Genomic DNA, 23,592 nt, shown 5'->3' with positions numbered 1-23,592 from the left:
CGTCGATGATCGTGACCGAAGGCTAGTTGCCGCCCCCGGGCCCCACGGGAGGTCCGCCCGGAATGGGGGGATCTTCCGTGATGGGAGAAACGATGGTCAGGGGCGTTACCAGGGAGGGTACGACGGTCAGAACCGGGCTGATCGTGGTAAGCACCGGGCTCAGATTAGTGACGACCGGCGTAAGGTTGGTGACCGTCGGCGACAGCGTGGTGATCGGTGAATTGACGGTGGTGATTGTCAGCGGCGTCTCCAGGGTGGTGATCGTTAGCGGCGTGTTGATGGTCGTGATCGTCAGCGGTGTCTCCAGCGTAGTGACCGTCAGCGGCGTTTCGAGGGTAGTGACCGTGAGGGGAGTCAGGATCGTGGTAACCGTGAGGGGCGTGTTCAGGGTAGTTGGGGTAATCGCCGTATTGAGCGTAAGGGGCGGAGACAATACGGTGAGCGGCGTGAAGGGTGTTAGCGGTGTAGGCATGGGAATGGCGGTTGGGTGAAGGGAGAATGGGTGTCCACGGCAGCAGGCCCGTTTCTTCCTTAATATACCGGCAACATGAATGTGTTACAACACATTATTAAACTTTCTACCCTACATTAAAGCCCTCCGCTTGTCGTTCGGTCTGGTTTTTCTGCTAAGAAAAGTCTACGAAGTGGAAGTGGCGGGGACGCGGGAGCGGGCGGTTACGGTCCGACATTGCGCATCGGTGATTACATTAGGCGCGTGCTTCTCCGGCACGTCACTCCTAATTTCAGCTACGCACTCCTATGATTTTGTACACCGGCGAACTTATCGGTACCGCTATTCTCATCCTGCTCGGCAACGGAGTCGTCGCCAACGTACTCCTGGCGAAAACCAAAGGACACGATAGCGGGCTGATCGTTATTGCTTTCGCCTGGGCGATCGCGGTATTCACCGCCGTATTCATTACGGCCCCCATTTCCGGGGCCCACCTGAATCCGGCCGTGACGATCGGACTGGCCCTGGCGGGAAAGTTCGACTGGTGGTTGGTGCCGGGGTACGTGGTGGCCCAGCTCATCGGCGCGTTCATCGGACAGCTCCTGGTCATCCTTGCCTACCGCGACCACTACCGGGCTACCGCCGATCAGGGGGCCGTGCTGGCTACCTTCAGTACCGATCCGGCCATACCGAATAATCTGTCGAATGTACTCACCGAAGCCATCGGCACCTTCGTGCTCGTCTTCGCCGTGCTCTACATTACGGGGCCGAAATTTGGCGATTCGCCGGGCAGTCTGGGTGCCCTCGACGCTTTACCCGTGGCGCTCGTAGTACTGGGCATCGGGCTATCACTCGGCGGGCCTACGGGCTACGCGATCAATCCGGCCCGCGACCTGGGACCCCGGATCGCCCACTTCTCCGTTCCCCTGCACGGCAAGGGCGACAGCAACTGGGGGTACGCCTGGGTGCCGATCGTCGGGCCGGTGCTCGGTGCTCTGCTTGCGGCGGGCCTGTGGCACCTGGTACCCGTGGCCCTCTAACATTACTCGACCCGGGCGCGGATCATGTCCGCAAGCTCGGGCTCCCCGCCCCGCATACCGCAGCCGCTGGCCATGATGAGGGAGCCGTCGTGGTGAATCGCGCCCGTGCCGTGGCGCCCGCGTACGAGCGGTGGCAGGGCGGTCCAGTCGCCGGAGGCTACATCGAGGGCTTCCACCTCCGCGTGGGCGGGTTCCTGGGTGTCGGACTCCCCACCGATCACGACTACCCGTTTGTCCACGGCAATAGCCGCCGTTCCGGCCCGCCGGGTAGGCAGCTCGTTGGGGAGAGTGATCCATCGCCGCGTCTCCGTGTCGTAGACATCCACCGCGCCGATCGTGTTGGCGAAGGGATTGGTCGCGGCAACCGTCGTGCGCCCGGCGGCGGCGTAAATTTTTCCGTCCACCACGGCGGCCTGGAAGTGATCGCGGGGGCGGGGGGCATCCGGCAGGCGTTCCCAGTCACCTGTGGTGGGATCGTAGACGTCGAGCCAGGTCTTATGGTCGCCGCGGTGCCCGTCGCGGATACCGCAGATGAGGTATATGCGTCCGTCGTGCTCCACGGCCCCGGCTCCCCCGCGGCGGCGGTCTTCGGGAATTTCGTGGCCTCGCCGCCACTCGTCGCGGTCCGGATTATAGATATAGACGTGCGGGAGGGGCGTTTCTCCGGGGTAGCCTCCCGTCATGGCGCCCAGCAGATACACCTCCCCCCGGTAGACGACCGGTTGGAAATGATGAATTTCCACCGGGGGTGGCGCTCCCTCGGTCCATTCGCTGGTGGACTTATCGTAGATGGATACCGGCCGGATTCCCCGGCCGCCGAGCAGGTAATAGCGATCACCGACGGATACGAAGGCCGCTTCGTGGCGGGCGACGGGCTCCGTGGCGGTTTCGACGTAGGTCCACTCCGAGGTTTGTACGGACTGCCGGTGCACGGCACACGATGCCAAGCCCACTACGAGTAGGAGCAGGGCGAGGCGGGGAAGATGAGGCATGGCTGGAGGGGGGTTAGATTTTGCGCAGTTCGATATCGCGCCACCGTACCTTGATCCCACCGCCGTCGTGGATCTGCAGAGCGATAGAGCCCTTTCCTTCCCCGATTTTTTCGTCCTCAAACTCGACCATTTTCTGCCCGTTGAGCCAGGTGGTCACCTGATCCCCTTCGGCGCGGATTTTGAGTTGGTTCCAGGCGCCCATTTTAAGATAGCCGTCCTTTTCGGGATCGGGCTTGATGAGCCAGCCCCGGCCGTAGGATTCGTAGATACCCCCGGTATCGTGGCCCGGAGGAGCCACTTCCACCTGCCATCCGCTGATCTTGGTTCCGTCGATGGTGGAGCGAATGAAGACTCCGCTGTTGCCGTCGGCTTCCTGCTTAAACTCCAGGGTGAGTTCGAAATCATCGTAGTACTGGTCGGTGGCCAGGTAACCGTATTCGGCGTCGGGGCCACTTTCGCAAATGATCTCACCGTCCTCGACGTACCACTTTTCCGTACCGTAGGCCGTCCACCCATCCAGGTTCTGCCCGTTAAATAAGGAGGTGGTGGGACGGCTGCAACCAGCCAGAATGCAAGCACAGAGGAGAAAGGCGTAGTACTTCATGATGTATGTTGATGAGCTTGCCAAGGTAAGTGCTTGTTCGGACATTCCGTACCCGGCCGCTACGCCGAGGACGGACAACGGGTGCTCGTAGCCATTAATAAGAATTCCGGGGCAGTCGTCCTGTCACCCGATCGCTACGCGGAACTGATCGCTAAAGCCACCCGGGCGCAGGGTATCGACGGCCACTCGCGAAGCATCGCGGATGGCCTCCCGCTGCCCGTTCGCTCGGCTACGGTGTAGGTGCTGGAATAGGTACGGCACGTTGGAATAAAAGATTGCACCTGCGCGCCGCCGCCCGCGTTACTAGGATTATGAAGCAGCCTTCGTTCCCCCTCCGTCGTACGGGTAATCACCACGATACCTTGAGTATGTACTGCCACGATACCCCCGCGAGTGCCCGGGAAGCCTACATCCGTGCGGTGCAGCACCTGTACAACGTGAACCACTGGCGGAAACTGAACGATGCGGTAAAAACCGATTTTCTGCTCTGCGATGCCCGGGGGCAGGCCCTCGACCGACCCGCCCGTACGGGAGACCTCATTCGTATCGACGTGGTTGGGCCGGGAAGTCCGAGTGGTGGCGGGTACGACTGGGTATCGATCCAACAACTGGAGGAGGTAAACGGGGATACGCCGTACGCCGCCATGACCGTGGTGCCCTGCCCCGGTCCTCAGAGTGACGACCCGGCGGTGGCTCACTTCTTCGCCGAGGGGGCCACGAATACGTTCGTGGTGCGCCGACTGGGAAATTGCGTTCTGGCCGAAGTGCACGGGCGCAACGAGCGGCCCAATACGGACGCTCCTCCCCTACTCGATCGCGTGCGCAACGAAGCGGTGGCCCTACTCGGCACGGTGGGCCTGAGTAAAATACAGTGGAAAGACTGGACGGCGGGCGTGGTATCAGTTGTCGAGGTGAAACCGCAGGGATAGACCGGCCTCTACCTGAACCTTGGCCGAAGTCGTGGTTTCGAGATTGAAGCGGGTGGGTACGTACGATAGGTAGGGTTCCAGTCCCACCACGATCACGTTGGACAGGTAGCGCTCGTAGCCACCGAAAACGGTCACCGTGTGCCGGGGATAATCGACGAATTCCTTCACCCCGCGCCGGTGGAAAAAACTGGCGAAGGCCCGGGGGTTGCCGCCCCAGCGATTTACCGTGGTCCCGATTCCGAGCAAAAAGCTGTCGCCGTTCGGGAGAAAATCGAAGCGGTACAGTACGGACAGGGGCAGTTCGATGCTGCTGTACACGATTTGATTGGTGCCGGAGATGGTCGAATCGGACTCGACGAAGGTTTTGCGGACGCCATATTGGTTGCGTTTATAGGAAAGATCCACGCCGCCCCGTACGAACCAGTTCGGGGTGATCGCGTACTCCAGGTACACACCCGCGCCGATGCCTAAGGAGAGGCCGTCCTTGCCGGAAGTGAAGGATCCGGTAGTAGGCACCTCCACGCCCCGGTCCGCGGAACTGATGTAACGGAGTTGGGGGGAGATGTGTCCGCCCACGTCCAGGGGCGACTGTGCCGAGACGGGGACCGACAGCAGGGCCAGGAAGACCAATAACATCGGAAGGGGGCCGCAGAGGCCCGGGGGGGTACAAGATCGTTTCAAGTGGTTAGTGTTTGGTAGGGTTAGAACGTCGCCGTAGACAGAATATTCACTAAACAGGGAAGGATAACCGGCCGGAATGTCGCCGCTCGGATAGTAGAGACGGTGGCGGACGGCATCGGTCACTCAGATGAAGTTGCGATACTTATCTAACACGGAATACCGTCATATTCCCTACTGGAGCTCGCGATTTTTGCCGGTCGGCGGCACCCCCGGAGGATGGGGCTAAGTTGTTGCGGCTAGGGTCCGTATATTTGCGCCCGCTTCGCAAACCGGGTCTGGGAGGCCCCGGTTGCGACGGCTTCAACCATCCTTCTTCAAATTGGTGGTCCGCCCGACTTCCGACGGCGGCTCCGCCGGAACCTAAATTTTTTACTATGCAAGGCAAGGGACTGATTAAGTTTTTCCTTGTGGTCATGATCCTCGTGACGGTTGCGCAGTACATGTTCGTCATCCCCACCAACGCGGTGGAAAACGATGCGGACAACTACGCGCAGAACCTCACGGGAGAAGACTCAGGCGAAGCTTACCGCATTGCTCGCGCGTCCTATCTGGACAGCATCTCCGATCAGGAGGTTTTCCGACTTCCGCTGATCAAATCGTACACCTACCAGGACCTCAAGGCCCAGCAACTCGCGCTCGGTCTGGACCTCAAGGGCGGCATGTCCGTCGTACTGCAGGTCGACCTCCGGGAGTTCCTGATCTCACTGGCCCGAAATTCCAAGGACCCCACATTTGAAGAAGCCATTACCGCCGCCTCCCAAGCGCAGCAAAGTGCCGACGACGATTACATCACCCTCTTCGCCGACGCCTGGCGGGAGCGGGCCGACGGCAAGCAACTCAATACCATCTTCAGCCGCAACGACGCCCTGCGCGACCAGATCGGCACCAACACCTCCGACGCCGAAGTCGAGCGGATCCTGCGGGAGAAGGCCGACGAAACGGTAAACCTCACCTACGTCATGCTGCGCAAGCGCATCGACCAACTCGGCGTGGTGCAGCCCAACGTCAGCCTCGACGCCGAACGGGACCTCATTCTCGTAGAGCTGCCCGGCGTAGAGAATCCCGAGCGTGCCCGTACCTTCCTGCAGGCCGCGGCTAACCTGGAGTTCTTTGACGTACTGAATATCGACCAGACCTCGGTGAACGCCCTGGTTCAGGCCGATCAACTCCTCGAACGCCGGCAGGCACTGGCCGCCGGTCGTGACAGCGCGGAAATCTCGACGACCACCACGGTGCTGGACACGGTCTACGCCCAGGACGAATTCGGGAATCTCACCGACAGCATCGCCTCGGTGGAGGAACGGGAAGTACCCCGGCAGACGGCCGGCCCCCTCTTCTCCATCCTTACGCCCAACAACGGAAGCTTCGGCCCCGCCGTAGTCGGTATCGCCGAGGCCGGTAACCGCGATCAGGTGATGAAGTACCTGAGCGATCCAGAGATCAAAAGGCTCTTCCCGCGCAACGCCAGTTTCCGCTGGTCGGCTACCCCGCTGGACGCCGACGATCAGGGAACGCCCGGCAATCTCTACCAGCTCTACCAGCTGGAACTGCCCCGAGGTGGCGAAGCGCCCCTGACCGGCGAGTACGTGACCCGCGCCGGTTCCGGCCCCGAGCCGAACGGACAGGTCGCCGTCAACCTCAGCATGAACTCCGAAGGCGGTCGCATTTGGGCCCGCATGACGACGGCCGCCGCCGCCGACAACAACCGGCAGGTAGCCATCGTACTCGATAGCCAGATAGTTTCCGCCCCCCGGGTAAACGGACCGATCACCGGCGGCAGCACCAGCATCACGGGTGACTTCACCGTACAGGAAGCTACCGACCTCGCCAATATCCTGCAGGTAGGCCGCCTGCCCGCCCGTACGCAGATCATCCAGGAAAGCATCGTGGGCCCCTCCCTCGGCGAAGCCAACATCAACAGCTCCATTACGGCCCTGCTGATCGGCTTCGGTCTCGTCCTGGCCTTCATGCTCTTCTACTACGGAGGCGCCGGCGTAGTGGCGATCGTTTCGCTGTTGCTCAACCTCGTGTTCATCTTCGGTGCCCTGGCCAGCCTCGGAACCGTACTGACCCTGCCCGGCATCGCCGGTATCCTGCTGACCATCGGTATGGCCGTCGACGCCAACGTGATCATCTACGAGCGGGTGCGGGAAGAGCTGCGGGTCGGCAAAACCGTGCCCAACGCGGTGCGCGACGGTTTCTCGAACTCCTATTCGACCATCATCGACGCTAACATTACCACCATTCTCGTGGCGGGGGTACTGGCTTACTTCGGTCTCGGCCCCATCAAGGGCTTCGCCGTGGTGCTGATCGTGGGCGTTATCGCTTCCGTATTCACCGCCGTACTGGTGGGTCGCCTCATGGTCGACTACTGGATCGAAAAGAAGGGAAGCATGACCTTCTGGACCGGTGCCAGCGAAAACCTTTTCTCCGACATCAACGTAAACTGGCTCGGCTTCCGGAAGACGGCCTACGGGATCAGCGCCGTCCTCGTACTGGCGTCCCTGATGGCGATTTTCGTCCGCGGCTTCGACCTCGGCGTCGATTTCTCGGGAGGATACAGCTACACCGTGGTGCTCGACCAGAACGTGACCGCCCAGGAACTACGCAGCGCCCTGGAGGGCCCCTTCCAGGCTACTCCGACCATCAAGTCGGTGGACAGCGACAACACCTACAACATCGTCACCAAGTACCTGATCGACGAAACCGAACCCATCGACGGTCAGGAACCCCAGGACGTCGTACTGGCCGCGCTGTACGAAGGCGTGACGGCCGCTACCGGCGACAACTCCGTCACCCTGGCCCAGTTCAGCAACCCCGAATTTACGGGGGGCACCCACATCACCAGCGTGAGCAAGGTGGGCCCGACGATCGCCGACGACATCAAGCGTTCCGCCCTGGAGGCCGGCATCGTGGCCCTGCTCGGCATCTTCCTCTACCTGCTGTTCCGCTTCAAGGGTAAGCGCTTCTCGATGGGTGCCGTGGCGGCCCTCTTCCACGACACCATTATCACGATGGGCGTCTTCGCGGCCTGCTGGGGCTGGATCGGCTTTAACATGGAAGTTGACCAGGCCTTCATCGCGGCCATCCTCACGGTGATCGGCTACTCGATCAACGATACGGTGGTGGTCTTCGACCGTATCCGCGAATACCTCAACAGCTACACCAAGCGGGATGCTAAGTCGCTCATCAACGACGCCATCAACAGCACCATCAGCCGGACGGTGATGACCTCCTTCACGACCATTCTCGTGGTCCTGGTGCTCTTCCTCTTCGGGGGTGCCAGCATCAAGGGCTTCGCCTTCGCCCTGCTGGTGGGCATCGTGGTCGGTACCTATTCCTCCATCTTCATCGCCAGCCCCATCGTGTACGATCTCTCCGGAGACCGGGACGCCAAGGAGGTGAAGACCGAAACCGACAAGCCGGTTACCACTACTTAGAACCCTGACCTCCCACAGGATTCTTGCCGCAGAAGCCCCGTCCGACTATCTCGGGCGGGGCTTTTGCTATTCATTCGGGCGGGGACGCAGGAGCGGTGATTTCACCCGCGGACTTTTCCCTATACTTGTCGCCCAAGCGGAAAATATAGAACATCATGCAAAGAAAATTAAGAATGGGAATGGTCGGCGGCGGCCGGGGAGCCTTTATCGGAGGCGTTCACCGCTTCGCCGCCGCGCTCGACCAGCAGATCGAACTGGTGTGCGGAGCCTTCAGTAGCGACCCGGAAAAGTCCCGCGTGTCCGGCAAGGATTTTTATTTGCCCGCCGAGCGCGTGTATGGTTCCTACGAGGAAATGATCCGAAAGGAGAAAGAACTCCCCGAAGGCGATCGTATGGACTTTATCTCCATCGTCACCCCCAACCACGTACACTTCGGGCCGGCGAAAATGGCCCTGGAGAACGGCTTCCACGTCGTGTGCGACAAACCCCTGGCCTTCAGTGTCGACGAGGCCCGGCAATTGGTGGATCTCGTGGAAAAGACCGGACTGGTCTTCGCCCTTACGCATAACTACACCGGCTATCCGATGGTGAAACAGGCCCGCCATATGGTGAAGGAGGGCAAACTTGGCAAAATCCGCAAGATCGTCGTCGAGTACCCCCAGGGCTGGCTCGCCAACGCCAAGGAAGAAACGGACAATAAGCAGGCCAGCTGGCGCACCGATCCCAGCAAATCGGGCCTCGGCGGTGCCATGGGTGACATCGGCACCCACGCCGAGAACCTGGCGGAGTATATTTCCGGCCTGAAGATCACCGAGGTTTGCGCCGACCTGACCGCCTTCGTGGAAGGGAGGCGGCTGGACGATGACGCCAACATTCTCCTCCGCTTCGAGAAGGAAGCCAAGGGCGTACTGCACTGCTCCCAGATTGCCGTCGGTGAGGAAAACGGCCTCAACATCCGCATCTGGGGAGAGACCGGCGGCCTGGAGTGGCACCAGCAGGAACCCAACACGCTCATCTACAAGCGCCACGAACAGCCCGCGATCCACTACCGCACCGGCGTCGGTGAGCTCTCCGCCGCCGCCCTGGCCGCCCAGCGCGTACCGCCCCCCGGCCATCCGGAGGGTTACCTGGAAGCCTTCGGCAACATCTACAAGAACTTCGCCGCCACGGTCGGCGCCCGGATGGAGGGCCGTCAGCCGACGGAGATCGAAAGCGACTTTCCTACCGTGCACGACGGCCTGCGGGGCATGCGCTTCGTGGAGATCGTGGTCGAGAACTCGCGGAGTAACGAAAAGTGGAGCAAAGTCTGAGGCGCGGGGCTACCGGCTAGCCAGCGCCCGGCGGTCGACCTTTCCCGTAGAATTCCGCGGCAGAGCATCCACGAGCGTAATGCGTTTCGGCACCTTAAAGCCCGCCAGTCCCAGCCGGCAGTAGTCACTGATTTCCTGCTTTGTCGTGGAATGACGCTCAACGAGCACGAGGTAGGCGTGACCGACTTCTCCCCAGCAGGGGTCGGTCACGCCCACTACGACGGCCTCCGCAACGGCCGGGTGGGTTTCCAGGTAGCGCTCCACTTCCGCCGGATAAACGTTTTCCCCGCCGGAGATGTACATTTCCTTGATCCGACCCACTACGTAGAAGTAGTCTTCCGCGTCCCGACGAACTACGTCGCCCGTACGGAACCATCCGCCGTCGAATACCTTTTCCGTCGCCGCTGAATTTCGCCAGTAACCTGGCGTGGTCATCGGGCCCCGTAGCCACAGCTCGCCCGCTTCGCCGGGGCGGCAGTCGGTTCCGTCGTCCCCCACCACGCGTGTCCGCACGTAAAAATTGGGTCGGCCGATCGATCCCTTCCGGTCCAGTGCGTCGTCCTCGTGGAGGGAAAAAAGATTGGGTCCCACCTCCGTCATGCCGAAGCCCTGCCGAATGGGTACCCCCCGGTCGTGCCACCGCTCGATGAGTGTCGGCGCCAGGGGTTCTCCCCCGACAACGAGGTACCGTAAATGGCTCAGATCCGCGGATGCGAAGGCCGGATCATCCGCCAGCAGCCGGACCATCGTCGGTACCGCCATGAACACGGTCGCCCGTTCCGTAGCGAACAGGCGCAGCACCTCCGCGGCGTCGAATCTGCGGAGCAGTCGGGTGTAACCTCCCCGGTGCAGAAGCGGCGTGGTGAGCACGTTCCAGCCTCCGGTGTGGAAAGGAGGCATCACGTTGAGGGTGCGGGTGGCCGGCCCGATTCCCAGGGAGAGCACCGTGTTCTCGCTGTTCCAGAACAGCATCCGGTGGGTGTAGAGCACGCCTTTGGGCAGGCCCGTCGTCCCGGAAGTATAGAGGATGAAAATGGGATCGGTGGCTGTGGGACTTTCCGGGGGCGTCCACTCCGTGTCTCCCCCTTCACCGGCCTCCCCCAGTTGCCGGAGTTCGTACCGACCGACCGTCGGCACGTCAGCCCGGGCCACGGGCAGCAGGTGGTGATAAGACTCCTGGTACACGATCAGGGCGGGATCCGCGTCCGCCAGGATGGAGTTTACTTCCCGTCCGCTGAGTCGGTAATTAATGGGCACCAGCACGAAGCCCGCCTTCTGGGCCGCAACGAAGAGCAGTACGTAAGACAGATCGTTTTCGGCAATGACCGCGATGCGGTCCCCCTTACGAAGTCCCCGGTCGGCAAGGAGGCGCGCGAGTTGTCGTCCCGACCGGTGGAGCTCGGCGTAGGACAGCGACTCCTGACCGTCGCTGACGGCGATGCGATCGGGGGTGTAGCGGGCCCAACGGGCGGTCCAGTCGGTCGGAGCGAAGTTCATCCGGGAAAGTTACAGGCGAAAGGCGGCGCTGGCGAAGGCTAGTCCGCCGCCGGAGCCGATAAAGTACACCAGATCGCCCCGTCCGACCTTACCCTTCTCCACCGCGTCGTGCAGGGCCATGGGAATACAGGCCGAACCCGTGTAGCCGTACTGGTGCATGATGGTGTGGGCACGGCCGGCGTCAACGCCTAGCCGGTGCAGCGTATCCCGGATGGCGTTCACGTTGATCTGGGTGATAAAGTAGTGATCGACCTGGGCGGGTGGCGTACCGATGCGTTCGGACAATTGACGCGCCATGTCACTCCACGTTTCGGGATTCAACTCTGTGGGAAAACGACGCACGAATTGCAACTGGTGATCGTGCTGGGTGATGGCCTCGCAACTGACCGGCCGGCGCGTCCCTCCACCGTAAATGCCCATCCACCCGTGGTACTCGCCCCGGGAACGGAGCTCGCTGGCCAGGAACCCGCGCCCGGCTTCCCGGCTGCTTTCGAGCACCACCGCTCCGGCCCCGTCGGCAAAAAGGGTGACCGTCTTCTTATCCTGCATATTCAGGTACTTGCTCATGGCGTACCCTCCGATCACGAGCACCCGGTCGTAGCGTTCATCGCCGCGGATGTACTTACTGCCGATGTCCAGGGCGGTCACGAAGCCGGCGCAGGCCGAGTTTACGTCGAAGGTTCCCGCCCGCGTAGCTCCGAGACGATCCTGTACGACCGATGCCGTAGAGGGAGAGATGAATTCGGGCGTATCGGTGGCGACGATGATCAGGTCCAGATCAGCGGCGGCCACGCCGGCCTTTTCCAGGGCCTGGTGGGCGGCGGCAATGCAGAGGTCAGCCGTGCTTTCGTCAGCGGCGGCCCAGCGTCGCTCGAAAATCTCGACGTTCTCCCGCAGCCAGGTATCGACGTCCTGGCCGAGTAGGTCATTGAAGTAGGCGTTATCGATAACGCGTTCGGGCGCGTAGGCCCCGGTGCCGGAAATGATGGCGTTGCGCATAAATTTTTAGGATTGTACCGGTTGGGTAGCGGCACGGCGGTAGCGTGCCAGTAGCGTAAGCAGAAGCGTGGGCGGAACGGTTACCAGCAGAGCTATGGTAGCCGTAACGCCCGGATTGGCAAAGGCCGGGCCCGCGTCACCGAAGAGCCGCTCACCGTAGCCGTACAGCCCAAAGTGAATCAGGAGGGCCGCTATGGAGAAGCACCAGACGGTGCGCAGATCAACGCGACGAAAGAGTACCCCGGCCAGCAGGGGCGGCACGGCGGCCAGTACCAGCCCGTACACGCCCACCTGGCCGAAAATGCCCAGCAGGGGCGGCGGATGCAGCGCGACCAGGAATGCCGCCACGGCGACCACTATGAGTACCCCCTGGCTGACCCGCATCGCCAGGCGAAACCGCGCCGCTTCGTCCAGTCGACTACGCGTACGCCGCAGCAGGTTCAGGACCAGGTCGTTGGCGGTGATGGTGGAGATACCGACCAGCAGCCCGTCAAGGGTGGACATCGCGGCGGCGAGCAGCACCACGCTGATGACCGTGAACAACCACGTCGGAAACTGCTCGCGCAGGTACACCGTCATCACCAGGTCCTGACGAAAAGCACCCGTAGCCGGGTCCAGCAGTGCGGCCTCTGGTAAGGAGACCCGGGCCCAGAAGCCCGTCAGAAGCAGCATGGTAAACAGAAAATAGACGACCGAAAAGATGGCGATGTAGCGGCCCACCTGCCGGTCGGTCTTCACGTAGAGCGCCTTGGTGAGAATGTGCGGCTGGCAGACGAGTGCTCCGCCGATGCAGAAGCCGGCTAGGTAGGTCGAAAAGTAGTCGTTATAAAACGCACTCCCCGGATTGACGGCTGTTAACAGATGTTCGCCGGCTCCCGCGACCCCGCCCCAGAAGTCCGGGTGGTCCAGCATGACAACTACCCCGGAACCGATGATGAGCAGGGTGACGCCCACCATCAGGAAGCCCTGCAGCATATTGGTATATACGTGGGCGTAGGTACCTCCGATGAGGACGTAGCCGGTCACGAATACGAGGGTAATGATCAGGGCTACAAGATTGCTGATCCCGAGTAGCTGCTGCATGACGATCGAGATGCCCCCCACCAAGAGTACGATGAAGGCAAAGCTCAGCAGGTTGATGACGGCGAAGTACAGGGAGAAATTGGCCGAGCCGTAGCGCTTGCCGATCCAGTCCGGAATCGTGAGCGCCCGCATCCGCTCCCCCATCTCCCGGAAGCGAAAGGACAGCAGTAGGAGCATGAGCACGAAGCCCAGGTAAACGGCCAGTCCGAGGTGCATGAAGGCGGCCAGTCCATCGACGTACACGAAGCCCGGATTGATGATGAAGGTGGCCGCCGAAGCCGTAGCCGCCGCCAGGGTGACGCCGACCTGCAGGGGGCTCAGGTCACCCTTACCGATGGCGAAGCTGCTGAAGCCGTCCGTCTTGCGCAGACCGAGCCAGCCCAGGTAGGACGTTCCGAGTAAATAGAGAATGAACAGGGTCCAGGCCAGCATTAATCTTACTTAGCGGTACGTCGGGGAGGAAGGTTGAAGCGCAGTTCCAGCGTGTAGAGGCCGCGCGTAGGGGCACTGGCCGTGAACTCCCGCAGTTCGGTATTGAAGAGGTTGTTGGCGGCTACCGACAGGCTGACCCGCTCGCTGAACCGGTAGCCCACGTTGGCGTCGAAGGTCACGAAACCACCCAGGGGGCCGTAGTTGAAGCTGTCGGTACTGCGGGCATTTTCGACGATGGGCGTGCCGCGGTAGCTAATCCCCGGGTGGCTGCGGCTGGCGATCTGGAAGCTGCTGAAGTAATCGTAGGCCTGCACCCAGCGACCAAACAGGCTACCGAACCACTGATCGCCGCTGTAGGACAGTCCCGCGCCGACTTTGTGCGTCGGAGCATTCACGAGCACGTCGAGGAAGTTGACCGTCCCGTCCTTATTGAAATCGTTGCCGGGGTCATCCTCATCCACGCCGTAGTCGAAATAACTGTAGTTGAGGAAACCGTTCAGTTGGGGCGTAAAGTAGTAGTTCAGCCCTACGTCGAAGCCGTACGTATTGACCTGCCCGAAGTTGATGTAGGTAGCGACCAGTCCCTGGTAGATGGCAAAGGCATCCTGCACCTCCTCGGTCGGCGTGTCGCCGCGGTGGGTGGTGACCCCGACGACCGTGACCGGGCTCAGGAAGTCCTTGCTGATGCTGTAGTACGCATTGGCGTCGAGGAAGAGCTTGTCCTTTTCCAACTGCCCCCGGTACCCGAGTTCGAAGGTGGAGATCTTCTCTACTTGCTGGGGGTTCACCATGCTGCCGTCGGCCAGGGTGAAGCCTTCGGCATTACCCAGGATGAGCCCCCCGAAGAGGTTGCCGAACATATTGAGGATGGTGGGCGCGGCAATACCCTGCCCGTAGGTCAGTCGCCAGGTACCGCGCTCACCGATGCGCAACAATCCCAGTTTAGGGACGAGGTTGAAGTCGTAGATCTCGTGGTTGTCGGCCCGCGCGGCGGCCAGGGCCCGCCAGCCACCACCAAAGTCGTAGGTGAGGTGAGCGTAGGCTCCGATCTGGTTGACGGAGATGTAATCGTCGTCGTTCTCGTCGAGCAGATAGGTTCCCCGGCTGTTGGCCCGGTCGAGTTGGTACTGCACGCCCCCCACCAGCTGCAACTCACCAAATGAGTTGTAGTACTGGGCTTCGGCGTTCCAGCGTTCGGAGGCGTCCTGGAAGAGCGCCCCCGTGGCGTAGGAAAGAGGTCCGCGGGCTACGGCCTCCGACTGACCGGCATCGAGGAGGCGGTAGTACTGCTTGGTCCGGTCGTCGATGGAGTAAGTGCTGTCGGTGCGGGAAGCCGTGTAGTACACCTGAGCGAACCAGTGCTCTCCGCTGGCCCGCAGTTGCAGGTAGCCGATGCGCCAGTCCTTGATCTGGTTGCGGCCGACGTTGGTGGCCGACAGGTAGGTGCTGTTGCTCAGGCCGCCCTTCAGTTGAAAGCCGACTTGGTCGCTGGGGTCGTAGTGAAGGGCGAATTCGCCGCGGAGAAATTCCACGTCCCGGTCGAGTTCCAGTTCTTCGTATCCTTCCTTGATGCCATCCGGCATGGCGTTGCCCTCTTCGTCTTCCCCGCCCCGGCGGTCGATGTATACGGAATCCACGTAGTCGAATTCCGTTCCCTTCGTGTACTCTCCGGTCACCTTGAAGGCCCACCGATCGTTCAGCGCCTGGGCGTGGCGGACGCGGGCACTGAAGTAAGCATCGCCGTCGCCCGTAATGCCCGGATTGAGGGTCACCATCGTACCGGGGTAGCGGCGGGGGTCCTTGGTTATGGTGTTGAGCAAACCATTATGCGCATTGGGTCCGTACAGGGTAGAATTAGGTCCGAGAATGATCTCCACCTGTTCGATATCTTCCTTGATGGTGGTATTGAGGGGGCCGAAGGGTAGCCCGGTGGCAACCAACGTGCTGAAGCGGCCGTCGGTAACCTGCAGGTTCTTAGCGTTGAAGTTAGAGTTGAAGCCCCGGATATTGAAGGCGGGCGCGGCTAGTCCGGCCCGGAAGTAGTCCACCCCCTTCTGGCGGGCAATCAACTCGGCCGGATTACCGGCGTACTCCAGAATTTCACGGCTGAAGATCGTCTCGATGGTGGCCGGACTTTCGGTAATGCGTTCCGGTCGCGCGGAACCGGAGACAACCACCTGATCGAGTTCGAGTCCCTCGGCAAGTTCGAAATCCAGCGTAACCGTCTGTCCGGCGCTCAGCGTTAGCTCCCGCTCCAGCAGCGCGTACCCGACGAAGGTGGCCCGCAATTGGTAAGTGCCGGGGTCGAGGGACAGCGCGTACGTTCCGTTCGCGTCGGTGAAGGTGCCCGTAGACACACCGGCCACCCCGACGGCGGCGCCGGGAAGAGCCTGGCCGTCCTCGGTGGTCACCTGACCCGTGACGGAAGCCGACTGGCCGAAGCCGGTCACGCTCATCAGAAGAAAAAAGAGGTACAGGTAGTAGCGCATGATCATTGACTTAGCTAAGGCGGATGATTATTCCGAACGAACGCCGATTAACGGCCAGGATTCTTTGTCCGGCCTCTCCGGCGAAATAATGTTCAGTTGCCAATGTATACGATCGGACTGCCACCTCGCTTCACCAAACGGAACTAAGGGAGGTTGACCGAGCCCCCTGGTTACCGGATTGTGTGGTTGGAAACTCCCATATATACGACGATCTTGTTGTCGTTTGGGGGGGGTTGACCGACTCACTTCTCCTCCGCCATGAATGCCCGGACCAAATCGTTGAACCCGGCCGCCCGGTCCCACTGGACAAAGTGGCCGGCTGCGTGCAGGTACTCCACGCGTACCCGGGGGATCCCGCGTACGGCTACCATTCCTACATCCTTCACCGTAAGCCCGGGATGCAGTGCCTGATTGGGGATCAGCCGGTCCTCGTGTCCGAACACAACCAGGGTCGGGACCGACACTTCTCCCAGTTTGTGCCTCACGGGACCGGCGAGCATCCCGGCGACGCTACCGGCGATGAGGTGAGTGTATTGCGTATAGGCGGCGGAATCTTCCCGGAGCGTCATACGATCGTCAATCATGAAGCGAGCATCGGCCGGCGTTCCCCCGTGGAAATTCAGGTCAAAGTTGGCCTCGATCTGTGCGGGCGTGAGCGCCTGGATAAATTCCGGACGGACGTAAGTAGCAAAAAACTGCCGGTCCTGTTCGCTGAAGGTTTCCAGTCCGGCGGGCGCGGCCAGCACCAGGCGCTCCAGCCACCCCGGCCGCCGACTGGCGAGTTCGAGGGCGATCTGTCCGCCCATACTGTGCCCGATCAGCGTAAGGGACGGTAGCCCCAGTTCGCGGATGAAGGCCTCCACCTGATCGGCGTAGTACGTCACGGTAGCGGGGTGTTTCTCCCGACTGGAATGGCCATAACCGGGCAGGTCGACCGCTACGCAGCGGAAGCGATCACTCAGGCCGGCGATGGTCTTGTCCCAGGCCCGCAGGTTGGATCCGAGGCCGTGTACGAACAGCAGGATTCCGTCGCGAGCTTGCCCTACGTCGGTGTACGCCAACTGAAGGGTGTCGTTCAGCTTCACCTTCCGGATCGTAAGTGGAAATTCTGGAGCATTCACGGGTGCGTCGGATTGAGCGCTGGAGCGGGCGGCGAACAGAAGGACGAGCGCGATGACAAGGGAGGTATAAACGGATTCGGTTCGCATACGATGGATGTATACCGGCAATTTAGGGCGGGGAACGCGGGAGCCGTGCATGCGGACCAGGATCAACGCTCATACGGTCCACCCCCTACCCTTTCTAAATAAAGTATTGATTAACAAGACTATTTTCCCTGGATAGCTACCTGAGTCGCCCGGCCATAATTCGGGTTACGCTACCGCTTCGGCTATCCGTGGCGGTAGCTTTCCCACCCTTACCGTACAAGTCATCCAAGATTATGCAAAGATTTACAGACCGAGTAGCCATCATCACCGGGGCCGCCCGGGGTATTGGTCGCGTCACCGCCCGGCGCTTCGCGGAGGAGGGGGCCGCCGTAGCCCTCTGGGACATCGACGAATCGGGTCAACAACTGGCGAAAGAGCTGAACGCCGCCGGCCACCGTGCCCGATTTTACGCCGTCGACACCACCGACCTGGCCGCCTGCGAGGATGCCGCACGCCGCGTTACGGAAGAACTTGGTGGCGTTCACGTACTGGTCAACAATGCCGGCATTACCCGCGACAGCAGCTTCCAAAAGATGCGGCCGGAACAGTGGCAGCAGGTCCTGGACGTCAACCTCACCGGAGTGTTCAACTGCACTAAAGCGGTATATCCCTATCTGGCGGAGGCGGGCTACGGCCGTATCCTGAACGCCAGTTCGGTCGTGGGCCTGTACGGCAATTTCGGGCAGACCAACTACGCCGCCACCAAGGCCGGACTGATCGGCATGACCAAAACCTGGGCCCGGGAGTTCGGTCGCAAGGGAATTACCGTCAATGCCGTCGCCCCCGGATTCATCGCCACCGAAATGACGGAGGCCATGCCGGCGTCGGTACTCGACGCCGTGCGCGACCGGACGCCCCTGCAGCGACTCGGGCAGCCGGAAGACATTGCCGGCGCCTACCTCTTTTTGGCAAGCGAGGAGGCCGGCTTCATCACGGGCAGCTGCCTGAGCGTCGATGGGGGCCTCGTCCTCTAGCGACGGCGGCGTTGTACCTTCCGGGGCCCATACGCCCGAGCCAGTGCGCGACCGCCTACGCAAGTTTACCGCCTTTACCGAACGGCTGCTGCCGCACGAAACGGCCTATCTTCTGCGCCACCACCAGCTGGAGGACGACGAGCGGATCGCCATCCTGGAACGGGTAGAGCGGAACAGCCGGGAGGTGACGGACTTCATTCCCTACGACGCATCCATCGATAAGCGTAAGTACCATCACCTGCGCAACTGGATGGAAAAGAAACTGGCCGCCATCGATGTCGACGAGCGTCACGCCTGGCTCCTGCGGCTCGAACGGTTGATCGTCACCGATTCCATTGAGCACGAAGACGAACGTCAGCTGTTGCGGGCTATCCGCCATTACGAACACCCCGGCTTCTACTTCATGAAGTTCTACGAAGTGCTGGGGCAGTACCGCCACTTCCTCCAGATAAGGATGCGGTACCGCGACTATGCCCTCGTGAATGACTTCCTGGCCACCCACGCCGAAGCCTACGACCGGAGCAAACAAGGATTCGACCGGCTACACGCCGTAACGCAGGACGTAGTGGAACAGTACGCCCGCCGTGGTGGGGAAAGCTGGCAGTGGGCCGAAAGCCTGGAGCGTGTATTCCTGGATAAGCAAATGGACGGCCTGAACCGCTACCTGGCCCTCGTACGCCTCACCTTCGTCAGCTTCAATCACCGGGAGTACGACCGCATCCTCGCCCACTTCGACCGCATTGATCGCGCCTTCCGCGACGGGCGCAACTATTCCCCCCGGCTGCTGACCAACTACTACGGTAACCGGATGCTGCTGCACGCTTACCGACGGGAATACGAACGCGCGCTGTACTACGGACGGTTGTCGGTGCGATCGCGTAATTACGACCACCTATTCTACGTCAACAACCTGGCCTCTCTGCTCCTGCGGCTCGACCGGCAGACGGAGGCGCTGGAACTCCTGCAGGGGGCCAAGCAGGCCGCGAAGACGACCGTCAATTCCTACAACCGTATCGGTTATACCGCCTTCTACCTGGAGGCCCTGCTGAAGACCGGTCGGCCGGAACAAGCGGAATCGTACGGCGACAGCTACCTCCGGGCCTACCGCAAGGAAATTCTGCGGTATCGCTGGCACCTGTTCTTCACGGTTTACCTGCTTGCCCTCCTGCGGCGGGGGCAGGCCGCCCGGGCTCTACGCGTGATCCGAAAATTCAAACTACCGGACCGCGACGCCGCGGCCGCCCACAAACCCGGATACCTGCCCACCATTCCCACGCTCTCCGAACTGGCTCGCTGGCGGGAGGGCCTCCTGACGGACAAGGAGTTTCACGCTTCCTTCCGCGAGCGGCTCCACTCCCTCCCGGAAGCCACGGAAGAAAGAGAACGCTTCGCCGCTTTTTGTCGCGAATTGGAGCCGCTGCTGCAGTGAACGAACCAAGGTGGAGGCCCCCTCTGGCCTGACCCTGTTCTACCCGAGTTACCGGGTCACCCTGGAAGGGCTCAAGCTTTGCTGCGGGGTCGCCTGGAAGGGCTCAAGCTTTGCTAAATACTTCGGCAACGAAGGCACTAAGGTTGAGGCCCTCTGGGCCGACCCTGTATTACCCGCGGTACAGGGTCGCCCTAGAAGGGCTCAACCTTAGCTGCGGGGTCATTACCCGTGTTACTGGGTCGCCCTGCAAGGGCTCAACCTTAACTAAATAGTTCTGACCGATCCTAGCTCACCAATTCCTTCTGCAGGTCCTCGAGTTCCACGCCCTTGGTTTCGGGCATCAGGAAGTAAACGAACGCTAACTGACCGACCATGCACAGGGCGAAAAGCGCGAAGATGGGTCCCTCCCCGAAGGTGCTCGCCAGCCAGGGAAAGTTGCCCCCGATCAGCGCGGCGAAGATCCAGTGGGTAGTGCTGCCAAGGGACGCTCCCAGTCCGCGCACCTCGTTGCCGAAGATCTCACTGATGAAGACCCAGATCACCGCCCCCTGACCGATGGCGTGACTGGCAATAAACACGAAGAGCCAGATCGGAACGATCAACCCCTCCAAATTGCCGGTAAAGAATGCCCACGATACGGCCGATAGGGAGACCAGGTAGCCGAAGGTGCCGATGTACATCAGTTTTTTCCGGCCGCTCCGGTCGATCAGGTACATGCCGATGAAGGTGAAAATCACGTTGATGACCCCGATGCCCACCGAGGAAAGCAGCGCGCTCTCCGTCCCCAGGTTAGCGGCCTCGAAAATGCGGGGAGCATAGTAGATGACCGCGTTGATCCCGGAGACCTGGTTGAAGAACCCGAAGAGGAAGGCGTACAAAATAGGCCGGTTGTACTTGCCGCTGAAGAACTTGCCGAGCGCCACCGTCTCCCGGGTCGTATTGGAAGCCTCGATCTGGGCCAGCTCGTGCTCGGCGGTCGTCGGGTCGATGCGTTGCAGTACCGCGCGGGCCTCTTCCCGAAAGCCCCCCTTCGTGATGAGCCACCGCGGACTGCGCGGTACGAAGAAGAGGAGTACCAGAAACAGCAGGGCGGGAACGACTTCGACGCCCAGCATCAGTCGCCAGTCGACAGTTTCCGTCGCCCCTACGATGAGGTAGTTGCTGAAGTAGGCAATCAGAATGCCGAGTACCAGGTTCAACTGAAAGGCCGCCACCAGCTGACCGCGCACCCGCGCCGGGGCAACCTCGGTAATGTACAGGGGCGCGACGACCGAGCTGGCCCCCACCCCGAGACCGCCCAGGAAGCGGAAAATATTGAGCTGCAGAGGATCCGCCGCCAGGGCTGATCCCGCGGCGGAAATCAGGTAGAGCACGGCGATGGCGATCAGGGTAACCTTACGGCCGTACTTGTCGGCGGGCACCCCCCCGAAGATGGCCCCGATGATGGTTCCGTAGAGCGCCATCGCCACGATCTGCCCGATGGCCAGGTCGCTGAGGCCGAATTCAGCCTGGATGGCTTTCTCCGCGCCGCTGATGACTGCGGTGTCGAATCCGAATAAAAAGCCTCCCAGGGCCACGGTGATGGCCCAGGTCCAGACGCGTGCAGTGTTCATACATGATCGAGTTAAGCCCTAAATGTAGTTCACGCGAACGGTCCGCACCCCTACTGGCCCACGGCTTGTATGCCAAAAATGCCCGGCATTACCATGGAACGGCCCCGCACCCGCGCGCCGCCGCCCCCCTCCCGCGCGGTAGTATCGGTGGCCGGCAGGTGATAAAGACGATACTCCCCGCCCTCGTCCAGTTGCCAGCCGGCCCGCACGAAATACGGCAGGGCACTGCTCAGCTCACTCTCGTAAGCCTCATCCGGTAACCGCAGCGTAGACGGCTCAATGTCCGCCTCCAGGAGGCGTGACGGCCAGGTCCGCTCGGCTTCGAGGTAGGGGTATACCTGCACCCAGAAGAACATTACGGTAAGCATACCGGCAAGCACCGATCCGCCGATGGCGAAGTCGCGCCGGTCTCCGAAAACGCCCAGCGTAGCCAGTAAACTGAAGATCCAGTACGCCGCCGCCATACCCAGCGCCGCCCGGAATCCCGCGCCCGGAAACGCCAGTCCGCCGCCGAGCAACAACAAAAAGACGGCTACGAAGGCCAGGATCAGGTGCAGCACGAAGGTTGTCTTGACGTAGTTCTTCCAGGGATAATTGGCTTCCCGGAAGTACAATTGCATCTGCTTACCGGCCACGAGCGACAGCAACAGCATGAAGAGTAGCGACTGGGCAAGTAAGGTACTTACCAGTGCCATCGCGATGATGAGTGAAAATTGCTCGAACTTCTGATTTTTATAAATAAGGTCACGGATCCCCGCCACCAGCCATCCGGCCAGGGGAAGCATACCGAGCAAACCGTAATACAGTAGATCGAGCACCCGGCTGTCTTCCTGTCCGTAGTACCAGTAGGTGTTCGCTTCCTGGGGGCCCTGCACGAGCAAAACCAGGCAGGAGATCCCAACCGATAGTCCGGCCGGCGTCTGCCAGTTGTAGTCGGTGCGCTGAAAAACGGTGAGGATCACCAGCATCAGTCCTAGTAGCAGAGTCGACACCGGAGCGGCAATGGCGGCCAGCATCACGAAAATTCCGAAGGGCAGCATCTTGCGGGTATCGCCGGCTAGTCCGTACAGCATCACGGTCCAGAACATGCCCGCGTGTCCGAGCAGGGCCAGGGCATCGGCTGACGCTACCTTACCGAAGAAGGGCAGAAAGAGGGAGGCGCCCGCGCACAGCAGGGTCAGTTCGCTTACCTGGCGCCCGAAGAGTCGTTTCGCCCAACGGTGGGTGAAGAAGCCCGTCAGCAACAAACAGGTCGCCGATACCAGGCGGGGAAACAAGAAGATGGCGTCCGTTTCGGTATCGATGGAAAGCCCCAGCGGCAGGAGGGCGTGATTGAGGGCGGCGGGCAGGTAAGCTCCCCAGTCGTTGCCGACGGCCTGGGCCAGGGCGAACCCCTCCGCCCCGGGCCAGGCGGTGATCACGTCCAACCGGATGATCAGGGCGGCAAAGAAAAAGAAGGCGCACATCCACACGAAGAAGCGCCACCGGCTCGAGACGGGGGCGGAGTCCGGCGGGGAGGTGGGGACGGCGGCGGTCTGGGGGGCCTTGCGGCGTTTTTTTCGGCTCACTTGGTAATCTTCTCGCCGTTCTTAAGTAAAAACTCCTCGGCGAGGTTGAGAAAATTGTTGGCTCCGCGGCTGCCGGCGTTGATCATCACCACGGGCATGTGCATATTCGGGGCCTCACTGATGCGCGCGTTGCGGTGAATGATGGTGTCGAACACCTGATCCCCAAAGCCTTCGCGTACCTTCTCCACCACCATATTGGCCAGCCGCAGGCGCTGATCGTACATACTCAGCAGGATACCCTCGAGCTTGAGCCGGGGATTGAGTTGCTGCTGGACGAGCCGGATGGTATTCTGCAACTTCGACAGCCCCTCCAGGGCAAAGTATTCACACTGGACGGGCACGATGACGGAGTCGGCCGCCGTCAGGGCATTAATGGTGAGCAGGCCGAGGCTGGGCAGACAGTCGATCAGGATGTAGTCGTAGTAGCTGCGCAGGGGCTCGATGATGCTGTTCTTGATCACGTCCTCCCGGCGGAAACGGTTGATGAGCTCGACTTCGGCGCCTACCAGGTTAATGCTGGAGGGAATGATGTGCAAGTTGGGGGTCTCCGTTTCGTAGATCACCTCGTTGACGTCGAGCCCGTTGATGAGTACCTCGTAAATACTGGCCTCCAGCTCGTCGGCCGGGATGCCTACGCCGCTGGTGGCATTCGCCTGAGGATCGGCGTCGATGATCAGCACTTTGCGTTCCAGGATGGCCAGGGAGGCTCCCAGGTTGATCGTGGTCGTGGTCTTCCCCACCCCACCCTTTTGGTTCGCAATCGCAACGACTTTTGCCATGGGCGCGAAGGTACAAAACAGGAAGGGACGGCGGGGACGCGGGTGCAACGACAATTCCCCAAGAGCCGTGCCGG

General features: G+C 61.2%; 19 protein-coding genes. 7 read left to right on the top strand and 12 right to left on the bottom strand.

Annotated elements, in window-relative coordinates; genetic code table 11:
- Window positions 1–22: 22 nt before the first annotated feature.
- Entirely contained in the window at window positions 23–472 is a 450-nt protein-coding gene (locus tag NMA52_RS03435) for a hypothetical protein (protein ID WP_254826237.1), read from the bottom strand.
- Window positions 473–759: 287 nt separating this feature from the next.
- Between NMA52_RS03435 and NMA52_RS03430 the strand changes: the two genes are divergently transcribed.
- On the top strand, window positions 760–1,491 hold the full coding sequence (locus NMA52_RS03430; protein ID WP_254826236.1) for an MIP/aquaporin family protein: 732 nt from the start codon (window positions 760–762) through the stop codon (window positions 1,489–1,491).
- Window positions 1,492–1,493: 2 nt separating this feature from the next.
- Here the strand turns inward: NMA52_RS03430 and NMA52_RS03425 are convergent, their stop codons facing one another.
- Together NMA52_RS03425 and NMA52_RS03420 are read right to left on the bottom strand one after the other, a co-directional pair.
- Complete coding sequence (locus NMA52_RS03425; RefSeq protein ID WP_254826235.1) at window positions 1,494–2,483, bottom strand: kelch-like protein; 990 nt, start codon at window positions 2,481–2,483, stop codon at window positions 1,494–1,496.
- Between the two features lie 13 nt (window positions 2,484–2,496).
- Window positions 2,497–3,087: a DUF1080 domain-containing protein gene (locus tag NMA52_RS03420; RefSeq protein WP_254826234.1), complete on the bottom strand. Its 591-nt coding sequence runs from the start codon at window positions 3,085–3,087 to the stop codon at window positions 2,497–2,499.
- Window positions 3,088–3,120: 33 nt separating this feature from the next.
- Here NMA52_RS03420 and NMA52_RS03415 point away from each other — a divergent pair, with 33 nt between their 5' ends.
- Together NMA52_RS03415 and NMA52_RS03410 are read left to right on the top strand one after the other, a co-directional pair.
- A complete protein-coding gene (locus NMA52_RS03415) occupies window positions 3,121–3,327 on the top strand; it encodes a cyclomaltodextrinase C-terminal domain-containing protein (protein WP_254826233.1) in 207 nt (68 codons plus the stop codon).
- Window positions 3,328–3,398: 71 nt separating this feature from the next.
- Window positions 3,399–4,016, top strand: coding sequence for a hypothetical protein (locus NMA52_RS03410; protein ID WP_254826232.1), 618 nt, complete (start codon window positions 3,399–3,401; stop codon window positions 4,014–4,016).
- Here NMA52_RS03410 and NMA52_RS03405 read toward each other — a convergent pair.
- A complete protein-coding gene (locus tag NMA52_RS03405; protein WP_254826231.1) occupies window positions 3,987–4,697 on the bottom strand; it encodes an outer membrane beta-barrel protein in 711 nt (236 codons plus the stop codon). The genes NMA52_RS03410 and NMA52_RS03405 overlap by 30 nt on opposite strands.
- Before the next feature lie 374 nt (window positions 4,698–5,071).
- Here NMA52_RS03405 and secDF point away from each other — a divergent pair, with 374 nt between their 5' ends.
- Together secDF and NMA52_RS03395 are read left to right on the top strand one after the other, a co-directional pair.
- On the top strand, window positions 5,072–8,137 hold the full coding sequence (secDF, locus tag NMA52_RS03400) for a protein translocase subunit SecDF (RefSeq protein WP_254826230.1): 3,066 nt from the start codon (window positions 5,072–5,074) through the stop codon (window positions 8,135–8,137).
- Between the two features lie 155 nt (window positions 8,138–8,292).
- A complete protein-coding gene (locus NMA52_RS03395) occupies window positions 8,293–9,447 on the top strand; it encodes a Gfo/Idh/MocA family protein (protein WP_254826229.1) in 1,155 nt (384 codons plus the stop codon).
- A gap of 9 nt (window positions 9,448–9,456) precedes the next feature.
- On the opposite strand, the gene NMA52_RS03390 is transcribed toward NMA52_RS03395, so the two are convergent.
- The 5 genes from NMA52_RS03390 to NMA52_RS03370 form a co-directional block, all read right to left on the bottom strand.
- Entirely contained in the window at window positions 9,457–10,944 is a 1,488-nt protein-coding gene (locus tag NMA52_RS03390; protein WP_254826228.1) for a class I adenylate-forming enzyme family protein, read from the bottom strand.
- A gap of 9 nt (window positions 10,945–10,953) precedes the next feature.
- Window positions 10,954–11,943 (bottom strand): 3-oxoacyl-ACP synthase III family protein, encoded by a 990-nt coding sequence (locus NMA52_RS03385; protein WP_254826227.1) that lies wholly within the window; start codon window positions 11,941–11,943, stop codon window positions 10,954–10,956.
- Between the two features lie 6 nt (window positions 11,944–11,949).
- Window positions 11,950–13,458, bottom strand: coding sequence for a hypothetical protein (locus NMA52_RS03380; RefSeq protein WP_254826226.1), 1,509 nt, complete (start codon window positions 13,456–13,458; stop codon window positions 11,950–11,952).
- 5 nt (window positions 13,459–13,463) lie between these two features.
- Window positions 13,464–15,947, bottom strand: a complete 2,484-nt coding sequence (locus tag NMA52_RS03375) for a TonB-dependent receptor (RefSeq protein WP_254826225.1) — start codon at window positions 15,945–15,947, stop codon at window positions 13,464–13,466.
- Between the two features lie 242 nt (window positions 15,948–16,189).
- Entirely contained in the window at window positions 16,190–17,155 is a 966-nt protein-coding gene (locus NMA52_RS03370) for an alpha/beta fold hydrolase (protein ID WP_254826224.1), read from the bottom strand.
- 233 nt (window positions 17,156–17,388) lie between these two features.
- On the opposite strand from NMA52_RS03370, the gene fabG reads away from it, so the two are divergent.
- Together fabG and NMA52_RS03360 are read left to right on the top strand one after the other, a co-directional pair.
- Window positions 17,389–18,129 (top strand): 3-oxoacyl-ACP reductase FabG, encoded by a 741-nt coding sequence (fabG, locus tag NMA52_RS03365; RefSeq protein WP_254826223.1) that lies wholly within the window; start codon window positions 17,389–17,391, stop codon window positions 18,127–18,129.
- Window positions 18,130–18,172: 43 nt separating this feature from the next.
- A complete protein-coding gene (locus NMA52_RS03360) occupies window positions 18,173–19,558 on the top strand; it encodes a hypothetical protein (RefSeq protein WP_254826222.1) in 1,386 nt (461 codons plus the stop codon).
- A gap of 284 nt (window positions 19,559–19,842) precedes the next feature.
- On the opposite strand, the gene NMA52_RS03355 is transcribed toward NMA52_RS03360, so the two are convergent.
- From NMA52_RS03355 to NMA52_RS03345, 3 genes are read right to left on the bottom strand one after another with little or no spacing between them, the layout of a single operon-like run.
- Window positions 19,843–21,171: a sugar porter family MFS transporter gene (locus NMA52_RS03355; RefSeq protein ID WP_254826221.1), complete on the bottom strand. Its 1,329-nt coding sequence runs from the start codon at window positions 21,169–21,171 to the stop codon at window positions 19,843–19,845.
- Window positions 21,172–21,221: 50 nt separating this feature from the next.
- Window positions 21,222–22,739, bottom strand: a complete 1,518-nt coding sequence (locus tag NMA52_RS03350) for a hypothetical protein (protein ID WP_254826220.1) — start codon at window positions 22,737–22,739, stop codon at window positions 21,222–21,224.
- Complete coding sequence (locus NMA52_RS03345) at window positions 22,736–23,518, bottom strand: ParA family protein (protein WP_254826219.1); 783 nt, start codon at window positions 23,516–23,518, stop codon at window positions 22,736–22,738. Before NMA52_RS03345 ends, NMA52_RS03350 begins: the two co-directional genes overlap by 4 nt.
- Window positions 23,519–23,592: the final 74 nt, after the last annotated feature.

It is taken from the genome of Lewinella sp. JB7 (genome assembly GCF_024297185.1).
Classification (GTDB): domain Bacteria; phylum Bacteroidota; class Bacteroidia; order Chitinophagales; family Saprospiraceae; genus Neolewinella.
Note: the sequence above shows the minus strand (reverse complement) of the source record. Positions and strands in the feature narration are given on the sequence as shown.